This window comes from Nostoc sp. PCC 9305 (assembly GCF_963920915.1).
GTDB lineage: Bacteria > Cyanobacteriota > Cyanobacteriia > Cyanobacteriales > Nostocaceae > Nostoc.
In genome coordinates this window covers 36495-50732 of record NZ_CAWUDN010000029.1, presented here as the reverse complement: position 1 = coordinate 50732, position 14238 = coordinate 36495, and the positions used below count along the sequence as shown (strand labels likewise).

The 14238-nt window shown below is 41.3% G+C and carries 17 protein-coding genes; 11 read left to right on the top strand and 6 right to left on the bottom strand.

Going from position 1 to position 14238, the window contains the following annotated elements; genetic code table 11:
- The first annotated feature begins 90 nt into the window (after positions 1–90).
- The 4 genes from ACM0OX_RS13175 to ACM0OX_RS13160 all read left to right on the top strand — a co-directional run bounded on the left by ACM0OX_RS13175 (position 91) and on the right by ACM0OX_RS13160 (position 4044).
- Positions 91–1494, top strand: a complete 1404-nt coding sequence (locus ACM0OX_RS13175; protein WP_414515342.1) for a glycoside hydrolase 100 family protein — start codon at positions 91–93, stop codon at positions 1492–1494.
- 514 nt (positions 1495–2008) lie between these two features.
- Positions 2009–2311, top strand: a complete 303-nt coding sequence (locus ACM0OX_RS13170) for a hypothetical protein (protein WP_414515340.1) — start codon at positions 2009–2011, stop codon at positions 2309–2311.
- 103 nt (positions 2312–2414) lie between these two features.
- The gene (locus ACM0OX_RS13165; protein WP_414515338.1) at positions 2415–2882 is read left to right on the top strand and encodes a hypothetical protein; all 468 of its coding nucleotides are present in this window, start codon (positions 2415–2417) and stop codon (positions 2880–2882) included.
- Positions 2883–3402: 520 nt separating this feature from the next.
- Complete coding sequence (locus ACM0OX_RS13160; RefSeq protein ID WP_414515337.1) at positions 3403–4044, top strand: DUF938 domain-containing protein; 642 nt, start codon at positions 3403–3405, stop codon at positions 4042–4044.
- 174 nt (positions 4045–4218) lie between these two features.
- Here ACM0OX_RS13160 and ACM0OX_RS13155 read toward each other — a convergent pair whose 3' ends face one another.
- A complete protein-coding gene (locus tag ACM0OX_RS13155; protein WP_414515335.1) occupies positions 4219–6468 on the bottom strand; it encodes a family 10 glycosylhydrolase in 2250 nt (749 codons plus the stop codon).
- Between the two features lie 205 nt (positions 6469–6673).
- Here ACM0OX_RS13155 and ACM0OX_RS13150 point away from each other — a divergent pair, with 205 nt between their 5' ends.
- Positions 6674–7135, top strand: a complete 462-nt coding sequence (locus ACM0OX_RS13150) for a DUF3592 domain-containing protein (RefSeq protein ID WP_414515333.1) — start codon at positions 6674–6676, stop codon at positions 7133–7135.
- A 6-nt stretch (positions 7136–7141) separates the two neighbouring features.
- On the opposite strand, the gene ACM0OX_RS13145 is transcribed toward ACM0OX_RS13150, so the two are convergent.
- The 3 genes from ACM0OX_RS13145 to ACM0OX_RS13135 form a co-directional block, all read right to left on the bottom strand.
- Positions 7142–7414 carry a Precorrin-3B methylase gene (locus ACM0OX_RS13145; RefSeq protein ID WP_414515331.1) on the bottom strand — a complete coding sequence of 91 codons (273 nt, stop codon included), beginning with the start codon at positions 7412–7414 and terminating at the stop codon, positions 7142–7144.
- A 262-nt stretch (positions 7415–7676) separates the two neighbouring features.
- The gene (locus tag ACM0OX_RS13140; protein ID WP_414515329.1) at positions 7677–8090 is read right to left on the bottom strand and encodes a GFA family protein; all 414 of its coding nucleotides are present in this window, start codon (positions 8088–8090) and stop codon (positions 7677–7679) included.
- A 147-nt stretch (positions 8091–8237) separates the two neighbouring features.
- Complete coding sequence (locus ACM0OX_RS13135; protein ID WP_414515328.1) at positions 8238–9521, bottom strand: MFS transporter; 1284 nt, start codon at positions 9519–9521, stop codon at positions 8238–8240.
- Positions 9522–10321: 800 nt separating this feature from the next.
- Here ACM0OX_RS13135 and ACM0OX_RS13130 point away from each other — a divergent pair.
- Together ACM0OX_RS13130 and ACM0OX_RS13125 are read left to right on the top strand one after the other, a co-directional pair.
- On the top strand, positions 10322–10903 hold the full coding sequence (locus ACM0OX_RS13130) for an NADPH-dependent FMN reductase (protein WP_414515325.1): 582 nt from the start codon (positions 10322–10324) through the stop codon (positions 10901–10903).
- 177 nt (positions 10904–11080) lie between these two features.
- Entirely contained in the window at positions 11081–11269 is a 189-nt protein-coding gene (locus ACM0OX_RS13125; RefSeq protein ID WP_334703386.1) for a hypothetical protein, read from the top strand.
- A gap of 81 nt (positions 11270–11350) precedes the next feature.
- On the opposite strand, the gene ACM0OX_RS13120 is transcribed toward ACM0OX_RS13125, so the two are convergent.
- On the bottom strand, positions 11351–11533 hold the full coding sequence (locus ACM0OX_RS13120; protein WP_289798102.1) for a hypothetical protein: 183 nt from the start codon (positions 11531–11533) through the stop codon (positions 11351–11353).
- A 208-nt stretch (positions 11534–11741) separates the two neighbouring features.
- Here ACM0OX_RS13120 and ACM0OX_RS13115 point away from each other — a divergent pair, with 208 nt between their 5' ends.
- The 3 genes from ACM0OX_RS13115 to ACM0OX_RS13105 all read left to right on the top strand — a co-directional run bounded on the left by ACM0OX_RS13115 (position 11742) and on the right by ACM0OX_RS13105 (position 13067).
- Complete coding sequence (locus ACM0OX_RS13115) at positions 11742–11879, top strand: hypothetical protein (protein ID WP_414515324.1); 138 nt, start codon at positions 11742–11744, stop codon at positions 11877–11879.
- Between the two features lie 181 nt (positions 11880–12060).
- Positions 12061–12216, top strand: a complete 156-nt coding sequence (locus ACM0OX_RS13110) for a hypothetical protein (protein ID WP_414515323.1) — start codon at positions 12061–12063, stop codon at positions 12214–12216.
- 8 nt (positions 12217–12224) lie between these two features.
- Positions 12225–13067 carry an aldo/keto reductase gene (locus ACM0OX_RS13105; RefSeq protein ID WP_414515322.1) on the top strand — a complete coding sequence of 281 codons (843 nt, stop codon included), beginning with the start codon at positions 12225–12227 and terminating at the stop codon, positions 13065–13067.
- A gap of 173 nt (positions 13068–13240) precedes the next feature.
- On the opposite strand, the gene ACM0OX_RS13100 is transcribed toward ACM0OX_RS13105, so the two are convergent.
- A complete protein-coding gene (locus tag ACM0OX_RS13100) occupies positions 13241–13438 on the bottom strand; it encodes a hypothetical protein (protein ID WP_414515320.1) in 198 nt (65 codons plus the stop codon).
- A 31-nt stretch (positions 13439–13469) separates the two neighbouring features.
- Between ACM0OX_RS13100 and ACM0OX_RS13095 the strand changes: the two genes are divergently transcribed.
- Positions 13470–13970 carry a DUF4174 domain-containing protein gene (locus tag ACM0OX_RS13095; protein ID WP_414515318.1) on the top strand — a complete coding sequence of 167 codons (501 nt, stop codon included), beginning with the start codon at positions 13470–13472 and terminating at the stop codon, positions 13968–13970.
- The last annotated feature ends 268 nt before the right edge of the window (positions 13971–14238 follow it).

Here is a 14238-nt window from a genome sequence, read left to right as displayed (position 1 = left end):
TTCCCCCTGCCCCCTGCCTCTCCGTTGAGATAAGGCTGGCGTACTTTCCACAATTAAGCCGATACATACCATTAGTGGAATTAAACGCCCATGACTAGCGCGATCGATAAGAACAGTCAGATGGAAACAGAAGCCTGGGAATTATTGGAAGATTCCATAATTTATTACCAAGGAAAACCCATTGGGACTGTAGCCGCCAAAGATGCGGAGGCAGATGCACTCAATTATGACCAGTGCTTCCTCCGCGATTTTGTCCCTTCTGCCTTGGTGTTTCTCATGCACGGCAAAGCAGAGATTGTGCGTAACTTCTTAGTAGAAACACTAAAATTACAAAGTCATGAAAAGCAGATAGACTGCTTTGAACCGGGAGCGGGATTAATGCCTGCCAGTTTTAAAGTACACTCTAATGGGAATGAGGAATTTTTGGTCGCTGATTTTGGTGAACTAGCGATCGCTCGTGTTCCCCCAATTGATTCTTGTATGTGGTGGATTCTCTTGCTACGAGCTTATGAAAAAGCTACAGGCGATTTGTCACTAGCGCGTCAGCCAGATTTTCAAGCTGGAATCAAACTAATTTTGGATCTTTGCTTAGTACATCGGTTTTCTATGTACCCAACAATGTTAGTTCCCGATGGTGCGTTTATGATTGACCGTCGCATGGGAGTTTACGAACATCCTTTAGAAATTCAGGTGTTATTCTACGCGTCTTTGAGAGCTGCTAGTGAATTGCTTTTACCAGATGGGGATGGCGATAGCTACCTTGGCAAAGTCAATAGGCGATTGGGATCTTTGAAATATCATATCCGCAACTATTATTGGCTAGACCTAAAGCGATTGGGGGAAATCTATCGTTACAAAGATAACGAATTTGGTAAAGAAATTGTTAATAAATTCAACATCAACTCAGAATCCATTCCTAGTTGGTTGACCGAGTGGTTGCCCGAAACTGGAGGATATTTAGCGGGAAATTTGGGGCCGGGACGGATAGATTTTCGCTTTTTTGCGCTGGGAAATCTGATGGCAATTTTAACTTCCTTAGCCGGCGAAAAAGAATCTCAAAGCATTATGAATTTATTTGCCCAACGTTGGCAAGACTTAATCGGCTATATGCCTGTTAAAATTTGCTTTCCCGCTTTAGAAGGTTTAGAGTGGAGAATTGTTACAGGATGTGACTCTAAAAACAGGGCTTGGTCTTATCACAACGGCGGTAACTGGCCGGTTTTACTATGGTTATTTACTGCTGCGGCACTAAAAGCCGGTCGAACAGAACTTGCTCAAGCAGCGATCGCTATTGCCGAAAGGCGTTTATTTAGAGATAAATTCCCGGAATACTACGATGGCAATAATGGTCGTTTAATTGGCAAAGAAGCCCGAATTTATCAAACTTGGAGCATTGCCGGATTACTAGCTGCTAAAAGGCTTGTGGAAAATCCAGAATACTTGGAATTAATCAGTTTTGCAGAGGGTCTGGAAGTCCCAGGCTGTAGCCTGTAGGTAGATTGTAGAGACGGCGATTCATCGCATCTCTTGCCTAAACCGAAGAGTATTGGGTAGTGAATACCTGGCAAAGTTTGACCCCAAAAATGATTTAGTGGTGTAATTATACAGGGTGTTTCTACTAAGTAGTACAACTTGGTGTAAATCCAGTTACCATCTCGATTCACCAGACAATAGACAGACAAGTTGTTTTGAGTAACTGGTTACAGGTAGACAAACTTTCGGCTGTACTAGCTATACTGACATAACATTACAAGCGGGCAAACTTTTGGTAAGTATAAGTTAGTAAATAGTATGTTTGTACCATAAAAATCCTGATTAAAAGGTGACAGCGATCGCACAGCCTACTTCTCTATGAGAATTTACACCAACGAGTTAACCTGCCTCTGAATACCCTTCTCAAATACCCGATAACTGATACACTAGACTGTAAGAGGTATCTGAAGTGTCATACTTAGTAATATCACCAGATAGTCTTTGCATAATTAGCACGTTTTAACGTGTATTAACCATGAAAAATACTTCAGATTTAATTCTAGAATTTGAAAAACTATTCAGACAAAAATTGCAACTAAATAATTGTAAACTTAGAAAGAAAAGACAAGAGAATAATTATGAAATTATTACTCCAGCTAAAGACATTTTTTTGATGTATTGGTCTGAATTTCCGGAAGTTAACTTAATATATCAGGCTGTAGGGGTACGCACTCAGCAGACTAGTGTTTATGAACGAGCTATCCGCTCCCACATTAGTTCTAGTTTGAGTAGTATTCAGGAGAATCCTCACTCTGAATCACCATTATTGGTGAAATAGCTGACGCTCAGATAACACAGACAATATTTACCAAGCTCTCGCCAGTTTTGTTATATAACTGACGAGAGTTAATCGCCAAAAATGTGTTGATCGAGAGATAAAAATGCAATCCGAAAAAAATCAAGATCGGCTAGATTATAAAGCCTTGTTAGCCAATGCAAAGCAAGCCTTAAAAGTTGAATATCAAAAATCAGCCGCTTTAGCATCCCAACTGAAAGCCATCAAAACTCAGTTAGAACAGGTTCTGGCTGAAAACAAAACTCTGAGAGAAAGTGCCTATGAAGATGTAGTTAAGCACTTTGAGGCGCGTACTCAAGCAGCAGAAGCACTTGCACTAAAAACAGAAGTACGCCAAAAATTCCTGGAAGCCAATGGTTGTAAGGATGATGAGAGCTTCGATGCTCTATGGGATATTATTAAAAATAAGATTCAAATCCAAGACAATGAAGTGAGAATCGTTGCTCAAAATGGTACTCCTAAGTTCACGTTAACAGGCAGCATGATGACTTTGAGAGATTTTATTCAATCCCTCAAACAAGATCAAATCTCTGGAAAATTTTTCTTGAGCTAGAGAGCCAAATTCATGAAAGCCTCTGGCTAAAAGCAAACTAAAGATTGTAGTCAAAAGTTATTTATCTTCGTCTCGTGGCGGCTATTCGCTCTGACTTTGTTGGGCATTCCACTCCAAAGCAATGAACTCCCAATAAGTAGGTAGACATAATTAAATATAAAATAAACTCCTAGTTTGTAGTGAGCGATTTATCGCTCAGAGCAAGGGTTATCAGGACTAAAGTCCTTACTACAAACAATAAATTTATTTATGCCTAAATATTTACTTCTTCGGTTAAGGGTAAAAGGGAAGGAAAAAGATAAAGAAAAAACCTTTAATCCTTCCCCTTTTCCCTCTTCCCAAAACCCGATTCCGAATCAAAAATGCACAAAGCGAGAAGTTACCGTGATGATTTAATAAAATGGTTGTATGGCGGTGAGTCTGCAAAAAGTGACTTGCTCAAACTTATGCAAATATTTTATAAAAATTTGTCGAGTTCTTAGTTTGATATTTGAGATTAATTATAAATATAACGAGCCAGATGACACCACAAGACACACGAAAATACGCACCAGCAACCGAGCGTAACCGCGAACCAATTCTAGAAGTACTTTTACAAGTGTTACCGAAGAGTGGCACTATATTAGAAATAGCAAGTGGTACTGGTGAACACGCGGTCTTTTTTGCATCCAGGCTCAAAGATTATCTGTGGCTCCCAACCGATGTAAATCCACAATCAAGAGCTAGCATTATTTCATGGACTAAACACAATGTATGTGATAACGTTTATGCACCGCTTGAACTAGATGCAAAAGAACCAGTTTGGGCTGTGGAAAATAGTGGATTTGATTGGCTGAATACGAAGCCAATTGTCGCCATTGTCAACATCAATATGATTCACATTTCACCTTGGTCAGCCTGTTTGGGGTTAATGGCAGGGGCAGGTCGTATCCTAAAAGCAGGAGGTATCCTCTATTTATATGGCCCCTTCAAACAAGGTGGAGAACATACAGCTGCGAGTAATGCAGCTTTTGACGAATATTTACGCACTGAAAACCCAGAGTGGGGTGTGCGTAACTTGGATGATGTCATAGCAGTAGCTAGCGCCCAAAATCTGAGATTGCAACAGATTTACCAAATGCCAGCTAATAATCTTTCAGTAGTGTTTCAACGTTCTACCTAGTGATTGACTTTTATTGGGCTAAAAGCCAATACCCTTAAGTTAACGGTTATTGGTGTAAATAATTGCTCTTTCAAGACGCGATAAATCGCGTCTCTACATCAGGGTTTCGGTAATGTTTGTGTAAATCCTAGGTTAGTTGAACGCTCTCTGAGTAAGCAAGTCTTTACTTTTTTCTTATCGCCGACTGCGAAAACCTTGTTTACCATTAACTTGGTCAAAGAGTACATCGTATTTATCAAACAAAGCGATTCCAGGATTTACAAATATAGTCAGTTCTGATTGTGGCGAGATACTCAAATTCCAGCGATTAAATCCGTCACGGCTTCCTGGTGTCAAACTGTAATCAAAAATGCCATTAATTCCTACTTTCACAGCATTTGCCGATCCTAATACTCCGGGTTCGAGTTTACCTGCTGTAGAAGCTGACTTGAATTCAGTCAAACCATTAATAGTTCCAGTATCAGCGATCGCTCTGCTATTACACAAATTTTTTGCAGAACTCCCAGCAATAGTTAAACAAACTTTGTTCAGTCGAGAATCCCATCTTTTACCGGGTACACCATTAATTTCGGGTTGTTGACTCCAAGAAGCCATTTTGAAACCTGCTTGATTCTCGGCAGTTAAACCGAGAATTAGGCTGCCATTATTACTACCACCATTTCCAGTGACAATAAATCCGTTACTCAGATTTCCTGATAATTTTCTTAACGGGTTATAGGGAAGTGATTTTTCAAAATAGTTAACACCGATAATTCCCGAAAATGGTACACCACTATTGGCTGAACACTTAGGTTTTTGGGCAGTACATTGGCGACTAGTAACAACCTGTACGGGAACAGGTTCGGCGGTGGGAATCAAACCAAATCGGACATTAGTGTAAACTAATTCTCCTTCCAGGATAGTACCATCGCTTAATACCTCCTTGATATTTTGACCTGTTCTTTGGATCGGAGAATTACCTAAAAACTCTTTGGGAACTCTTAGCCCTGCTGACCCTGTATCTAATAAAATACGTTTTGGTTGACCATTTGCGATCGCAACTTCCAAAAAATAGCCGCGAACACGTTGCCCAAGGGAAGGTTTTGGATATAAAGGTAAGCTTATGGTGTTAAAAGTTGCCTTGCGGGGTGTATTTTGCGAGATATCGCGCAACGCTGAATTTGGGAAAAGAGCCGCAAATGCCGACTGGCGTTCTGCTGCTGGTTCAGGGGCAATATCCCAAAGGCTTTCGTAGTAGAAAAAACCGATACCTAAACCACGTTGTTGCGCTGCTTCTACCTGGGATTTGATTTGTGGTATAGAAACTGGGCGATTTCGTAAACCCGCCATAATCCCGATACCAGTTGGGATGATTTGTTGAGTTTCTAAAATTTCTGGGCGGGTAATTTGAGCGATAAAACTTTCCAAATCATTACGGTACACCTGCATGACCAACTCATCAACAATACCCAACCGTACCCAGTTGAGCCAATCTTGCAGTTGCATTTTATAGGCGAAATTATAGTAATTAGGAGCAACTGAAAAAATGGCATTCGGTTTTCTGGCTTTCACAGTTTGGTAAAGGTCTACCATGAAGGCAGTAATTTTATCTGCCCGCCATTTTATCCATGCTTGGGCTTGGGGATTAGGTGGTGGAGGATTGCCAGTTTCTTGAGTATATAGACTTATCGTGTACTTATCATAACCAAAATCCACAGGTAAACTCATGTGGTCGTCAAATTGAACGCCATCAGCATCGTATTTAGCGATAACTTCCACGACAAGTTCCCTGATAAAATTTTGTACTTCCGGGTGAAAGGGATTCAACCACGCTACTTCACCAGCAGCACTAATTGAAGTTTGAGTCCCATCTCCTTTTTGTGTTAGCCAATCTGGATGCTGCGATGCGAGTTCCGAAGTTAGAGGAACCATAAAACCAAATTCAAACCAGGGTATTGCTAGTAACCCTTGGCTGCGGGCTTGAGTGATGATGTCTGCAATTACATCTTGTCCATCTGCTCCCTTGAAGAAAAAGGGTATTCTCTTTTCCTGCATGATAGCGCTGGGGTATTGTGTATAACCATCATTCCAAACTACGGGATAAACAGTATTAAAGTTTAACTGCCGCAGTTGGCTCATAGCTGCTTGCACCTGTGAACGATTTCTAAAAACGCTAAAATCGTTACCACTTAGCCACACTCCCCGAATTTCCTGACGAGGTTGAGGAGGTAGTTGGGCAACGGCAGGGGCAAAACTGTTTAGTAGCAATATTAGAAAGAATGATATCAAACATAATAATGGCAGCAGACGCTTTTTCAAAAGCCACCGCGATGTCTCTTGAAGCTTGCTTAGACCTACTAGTACTCGTCTATGTACAGGCTTAAATAGTAAGTTAGTTAGAGTTGCATTAATTTCTCTACTTTTTTCCCAAAACTGAGTTGTCATTACTTCTGCTTACTAAATGAGGTTAATTGGTTATATTTAATACCATATAAACGTTAAATTACTGCATCAGTTTTCTGATGTAGTAATTTAGCTGCAAGATATTTGACGCAGTTATAAGGTTAGTGGTGCCAAATAAAAATGTTTCAAATGTAAGCTGTAATCGAGATGCTGTGATGAAATTTATTGTTGTGCCATCCTCAAACCCATGAATTTCCAACCTCACCAAAATACTTTTGACGACAAACTAAGCGCAAGTATTGGACTGGCCATTGGATTGCTGTTCATTGGGGGCGGTTTTTGGGTACGTAACATAATTGCCCACGAAGGTGCAACGCTAAACGAAACACGTGGTACGGTGGTAGACAGCATTAGTCGTCGCGATCGCAGCAGTACGAATAACAATGAGCAAAAAGAAACCTATGCGCCAGTTATCGAGTTTTTAGCCAACGGTAAACGCACTCGCTTTACAGGCAATTATGAGTCCTACCGCTCCAGCAACGGCCAGATGGTGGTGATACGTTACAATCCTCAACAACCCATAAGTACTGCGCGTGTCGTTAATCCGCTAGAAGGTTTAGTACCTTGGGGAATGTTTGGTATGGGTGGGTTAGCTGTGGTTTTTAGCGTGGGCGCACTGTTGCCTATACGCTGGTCTTCAGGTGGGTAATATAAATTAGATATATTTTGATTTTCGTGCTGACTTTGGCGGCGTTCTATGTGCGCCAAAATATTTCTCACTGCGGTAACGCAACCACACCCGCAACACTTGCGGAATCTGGTCTTTTTGTTCTTTAGTCAGGGTGTTGTAAAGGGCTAAAGCGCGATCGCGTTCGCCCCGACAAGCAGCATTGTTGTGAGCATCCCAATAGCTGCGGGCTACTCGAATCCGCCGACAGACTTCTTTAATCAGTGCGTCTCCTGTAAGTGGAGTATCTTCCTTGGTCATATTCAAATGCGATAAATTTCTAATGCTATCCTAGCGAGTCAGATTTATCTTGACACTTCAAATTTCAAGCTGACTGATTTCACTGAGTTAATTCATTGCTGTTCCTCATGGTTATCCAACCAGATGAGAAGTAGAGCAATAATATCATTCGATAGATATGATTGCACCGCGATCGCAACTTGAAGAGTTACTTGCCCAAATCTGGTCTAAAGTCTTGGGAAAAGGGCAAGTAGGTATTCACGACAGAACAACTTACTAGATCCTACTCCGTGCGTGGCATCTTAGCGAACTTGGGTAGATGTGGGTTCATGTAATCCCACGGCTGGGCACTGGCTGTGTAAAGATCCATCGCAGGTTGAAACCAGCTTGCGTCATCGAGACTTCCTGCCATAATACCCATAAGCTCAGGGATCGGGGGCTTGCTAAATAATCGGGAACCGCAGTTTGGGCAAAAGCCTCGACCAACAATGCTTCCGCTATCACCAACCACGTCATAGTATTTCACATCTCCGGTAATAGTCACTGCACTCTGCGGCACCAGAAGTCCAGAGGCATAGGCACTTCCTGTGGCTCGTTGACAATCACGACAGTGGCAATTCCCTGTTGTAATGGGTTCCGCTGAACATTCGTAGCGCACAGATCCGCATAGACAACCGCCAGTAAATTTTCTAACCATAAGAATACCTCTCCTTGGAAGCACACTTAATTTACCTAAATTTTAGCCTTGTATATTTTCCTCCTGTCTTCTGCTGGCTCCTAATTATGAGCAGCCAGCGCGCTAGCACATTCAAATTAGGAATTACGAATTAGTATCAGATGCTTACTACTCAGGCAAAACATTAACTGAATCGTTACTAAAATTCTGTTCAAGATCGCGTGGATTGCTTACTCCTACGTGCAAAAGCAGTGCTGTAACTAATGCCCCGATAGCTGCTACTAAGAAGGTAGTTTTATAGTCAATATTCTCCACTATCCATCCACCTAGTAAGGGAGCAAGGATAGTGGCAGGGGCAACAAGGGTATTACCAAGACCAATATAAGCTGGTCGTTGGTACTGGTTGCCAAACTCTAAAGTCATTACCGCAGCAATGTTTTGCAGAGCCATCATACCTATTCCCGCTCCTATAAATACCAAGTAAAACCAGTTTGCATTGGGTGCTAGACAAGCTAAAACTGAACTGAATGCACAAGCAATACAACCAGTTTCCAAGACTAACTTACGACCCGTGCGATCGCCTAACCAACCCATAACTAATCCAGCAATAGTTTGTGTAACCATCAATAGAGTCGTAATTAACCCAACAGAAGCTTTTCCCATCCCATATTGATGTACGGCATAGAGTGTATAGAAAGGAAGTGGCATCAGTGCTAACTGTGAGATCATACGTGCGATCACAAAGCAACGAAAATTCTCATCGCACCGGAGAATTACACCCAGACTGTCCCAAAATTCACGTCTAGTTTCAAAGGCTGATGATGTGGTGTTTACTGGCTCTCGCGTCCTAGACATAAAAAACCAAGATAGAGCCATTGCCAAACTGGCACACAAAAAACACAGAGCAAAGTTAAATGGTTGAGCAATTTCCTTAAGTAGTAAACCAGCGATCGCAGCACCACAAATACTCATAAAATTACCAGATGCTGCTAATGTACCGTAAAAAATACCAATCTTTTTGGAGGGAACAATTTTAGCAATCATGCTTTGCCAAGCAGTGGCGCTAACCCCACCACCTAGCCCTTGCCAAATGAGTATGGCAAATGTCAACAGTAAGATAGTTTGGTGATTGAGTTCTAGTTGTAATAAAGCCACCAGTGCTAATCCCAAAAAAGGAAGCTTTTGATGAATTGTCAACAACATTACAGTTGGTTTGTAACACTGTAGACGAGCTACTTTATTAGCTGTTAATAGCTGAGGTAATTGCCAGCCTAAGCGTGGAATAGCTGGGATCAAGCCGATGAGCAATGCAGAATCGGTAAGAGTGCTAACAAATAGCGGAAGAATCGTGAAAAATGAAGCAAAACCACTCCCAAAACCAAAAAATCCACTTTCAATAACACTGACAGTAAAGTTATGGCGAAGGTCTTTTTGAATTTCAGAATTAAGCATTTTTATAGATATTACAAGTTCGGTGATTTATTCCCTTTTGGGGAAACTCAGGCTGCCTTTTAAACAGGTTTATCTTCTTTTTGTAGGTACTTAGAAATCATCTAAGTACCTACAAAAACCTGAGTTCCATAAATTGTTCCCAAATGCTGTGCTTAAATCACCCTTGAAAAATATTTTTGTAAAATCTCCCAATTTTTGATGGTGAGCCTTACTGCAACGGAGTTTGGGTCAGTGGCAGGGCAGGTGTAGGCTAACCTTGAAGTAATGCGTGATTAGCAAACGGTGTAGATTATGCGCTCACAAAGCTCACACCTATTAATCACAGAGATTGACTTGACAATAAAATAGCTAAAGCATAGACGTAGATCGTTGTAGACATCGCCCAAAAGTTATTGATAAAGTTTGATTTGAAACTGGACTCTTTGGGTTGAGTCGAAAGAAAACCGGAAGTGTGTCTATTGGTTTGTTGACCTACAGGATTGTCGTGAGTTAATTTTAGGGCAGTGGGTAAATCAGTTATCAGTTATCACTGGAGAGTCAGAGCTTGAGACTTTGTGTTGAGTGTAAACTTTTTGCTGTTCGCTGATTTTGGTGTCAGTCACCGATAATAATATAGATGTGTATACACCAGTCACTGACACCACCACACAAGACATTCTCCAAAAATTGCAAAAAGTTGTGAAAACTGGTGCTACCCAAGGCTGAAAAAGATTGGGGGTGGGTGCGAATCCGTGGTGTGTGATTGCTTGCTGGTGGTATCCCTAGACTTAAAACTATTTAGTTATTAAAAATCATCGATCGTGAAATTCAAAACAATAGTCTTCTATGGTTCCTACAGGAGCGATCGCCAGGGCATCAAAGCTGCTAGATTCATGATTGACCAGCTTAACCAAAGAAACCATGAGGTGATTTTTGCGGATGCAAAGGAGTATGACTTTGGTATCTTAAACCGGATGTATAAAGAATATGGCAAAGGTCAGGCTCCTGCAAAAATGGAAGAACTGGCAGAACATATCCGAACCGCAGACGGTTTTGTAGTTGTTGCAGGAGAGTACAACCATTCCATTCAACCAGGATTGAGTAATCTGATGGATCACTATCTAGAAGAATATTTTTTCCGTCCTGCTGGTATTGTTTGTTACTCATCTGGTAGCTTTGGAGGAGTACGGGCAGCCATTCAGTTACGCGCTTTTCTATCAGAGATGGGAATGCCTACTATTTCAAGCATTTTTGCTATTTCTAAAATTGGAAACTCTCTGGATGAAGCAGGTACTTCACAGGAAACTGCTTTGACCAAAAGAGTCGGTCAATTTTTAGATGAATTAGAGTGGTACGAAGAAGCATTACAACGACAAAAAAAAGAAAAAGGAACTCCCTTCTAATCAAGTCAGCTTTACCTGCTTTGTATACCAATTAGCTTGGGGATATTGTGTTTCTTTTAATACTGGGAGCCAAACGCAACCTTTAGTCACCCTTTAAGAGAAACTTGTGTGAAGCTGTAAGAGAGTGAAGAATCAAACTCTCTTCTACTAATCAGTTCTGACTTACCCTTTGTAAATATGCCTTCAATTAGCTACAATCGCACCGACAGCCAGCAGCCACAAAGCATTACCATTGAAGGTTATGTTGTCCGGCCAGGATTACACATTCTCAGTTACGAGCAACTCAAGTTGCTACGAGAGCAAACACAGCATCATTCTCAGCTTGAATCTTTAGTGAGCCAAGGTGTCATTAAGTTGACTGGTTAATAGTTGTCAATTCACTTGCAATTCATCCGATCGCCTGCTTATTGGGTAGGCGATCGGATGAATTGCTATATCAGCTAAGTTCTAAGTAGATGAGTCTGAACGTTCTATTTGCTGACGAATGGTATCAATAGAAGCATTAATACCAGCCAGTTTGGACTCTAAATCATCTCGCAGCCAAATTAAGAATTTTAATTTCCGCTCTAAGCTAGCTTTGTGCGAAATGGGTTCGCTTCCATAACATGGATTACCCCAAAAAGGAAACATAGTTTACCTCTGAATTTAGCTTTTGTAAGAGTGCAATATATTGCACCACTACATTCTGACGAATAACAATCAGACTGATGTATGTAAGAACCGACCATTATTGTGCGTGCTTAACGAACTTTTGCTAAAAGTGAACAAGTTGAAGTGACGATACCATATTCAAAGGTTCTGGCAATTTGGCATTACAACTGTGTATTTTGCAGTTTAAATGAGATATCAACAGAACAGAACAACCACAAATCGCCAGTTGTTGACCCAACGCTGTAAAAATAACTCAGCAGCCAATTTACAGCGTTTGGTCATCGCTTCGCTACAACTGGCTAGTAATTCACTAGAAAATACATAATAAATGTGCGTAAGCTAAAAAGCTGTTTTAACACGGCTGGTAAAATGAATGTGAAGCGCCCACAAATCAACGTACTTATATCAGTAAATACTTCTAATAATAGATGACTTGGTGGAAGGGAAAGGGATAATGCTGAAAAGGGTAATATTCTAAGACCAATTACTGAGTAGGAAATTCTTTTATGAGAACCAGAAAGCTAGGCAAACAAGGGTTAGAAGTTTCAACTATCGGGCTTGGTTGCATGGGAATGTCTGAGTTCTATAGCGGTCGTGATGAAATTGAGGCGATGTCTACGACAAGCCGCTTCGCGTCTACGCGACAATTCATCGGGCATTAGAACTCGGAGTGAATTTTCTTGATACTGCTGATATGTATGGGCCGTTTACCAACGAGCAACTAGTAGGCAGAGCAATTAAAGATCGCCGAGATCGAGTAGTTTTAGCAACTAAATTTGGCAATGTCCGTACTGAAGATGGTGGTTTTAAAGGGGTTGATGGTAGACCAGAATATGTCCATCAAGCTTGCGATGCCTCGTTAAAACGTCTGGGAGTGGAAGTGATTGACCTCTATTATCAACATCGCGTAGATCCAACTGTCCCCATTGAAGATACTGTCGGGGCAATGGCAGAGTTAGTCAAGCTGGGAAAAGTGCGTTATTTGGGGCTTTCGGAAGCTGCCCCGGCGACGATTCGACGGGCTGTAGCAGTTCACCCCATTACTGCACTGCAAACAGAATACTCTCTTTGGAGTCGAGAGCCAGAGGATGAAATTTTACCTACTGTGCGGGAATTAGGAATTGGGTTTGTTCCCTATAGTCCATTAGGAAGAGGATTTTTATCAGGTGCGATCGCTACCCCTGACGATCTCGCACCGGATGACTATCGAAGAAATTCTCCTCGTTTTCAAGGTGAGAATTTTTATAAAAACCTACAATTAGTAGAGCAAGTCAAAGCGATCGCCAGCGAAAAAGGAGTAACTTCTAGTCAGCTTGCTTTAGCATGGCTATTCGCTCAAGGAGAAGATATTGTCCCAATTCCTGGTACAAAACGCCGTACTTACTTGGAGGAGAATGTTGCAGCTACCGAAATTATCCTGACTGAACAAGATTTGAATCGACTGGAAACAGTTGCACCAAAAAATGTGGCAGCTGGCGATCGCTATCCTGATATGAGTACTGTTAACCGTTGATCTATCTGAAAAGCTGGAGTATTTTTTCAAATTCCGCTTTAGATGCACAAGCAGACATTACCGCAGTTTAACAAAGCAATCACCCAGAATTCTGAGAGGAAATGTCAAAAGTAGCGTAGGCGCAGCCCGTCGTAGACATCGCTATTTTATCGGCTACATATCTCGATACTCATTCAATCATCTGGAAACTGCCAGCATGAGATATGTTCAATATCTTTGCTGCCGCATTTACTACAGACTGCATCCATCACAGAGTCCACCCATTCATAGCTGCAACTACGACAATGACAGAAAATGTTATTGCGGTTAGCCATTTCAATACCTTGATGCCACTGTTGTAGTTGAGAAGAGTCTGCCCAAGCTTCTGACATTTCATCAAACCTCGTTCATGTCATTGTCATTATGAGCCTAACAACCTCCAAAGTGAATAACTCAGTATTAATTGCCCTAACGATCGCCGTATCTATAGTTCTATCGCCCGTCAGCATTGCTGGTACTGTCCAAGGTTCAACCCATACTATCAAAATGTCTTCATTTAACCTCAATTCTCAAAAATGGCAAAACCGGGTGCTGCTAATCTTTGCACCATCTGTTGATAACCATAACTATCAGCAACAGATGCAGGTATTTAACCAGCGCCAAAACGATTTTAAAGATCGGGATTTAGTTATGGTTAAAGTTTTGGCAACAGATAAAAGCTATGCCAATGGACAGTTAATAGATGAGTCTTCTGCTGCCAATTTGCGAAATCGCTTTGGGGTTGATAAAGAAAATTTTCGCGTCATTTTGATTGGCAAAGATGGTGGTGTTAAGCGCCAAGAAACTACACCAGTGCAAGCGACAGCAATTTTTGAGCAAATTGACGCTATGCCTATGCGTCAGCAAGAAATGCAAGAACGATAAATTGGCAAAGCAGTTGGTTTTATTGTTTAACACTAATGCAAGTACAGGCAATTGCCCTTTAAGCTAAAACACATTTAATTTGCATATTAAAATTTCCTCAATATCTTGTGGGGTGGGCATCTTGCCCGCCCTGATTATGCAACTTTAATGCTGATTAGCTTACTACAAATGCTACGCCAACCCCTAAGCGCAAACCTCTTACAGCACCAGAATTCTACAAGTTGAGTAAACTTAAGTGCAAACCTACAAGAGTATCTGCTTTTAAACC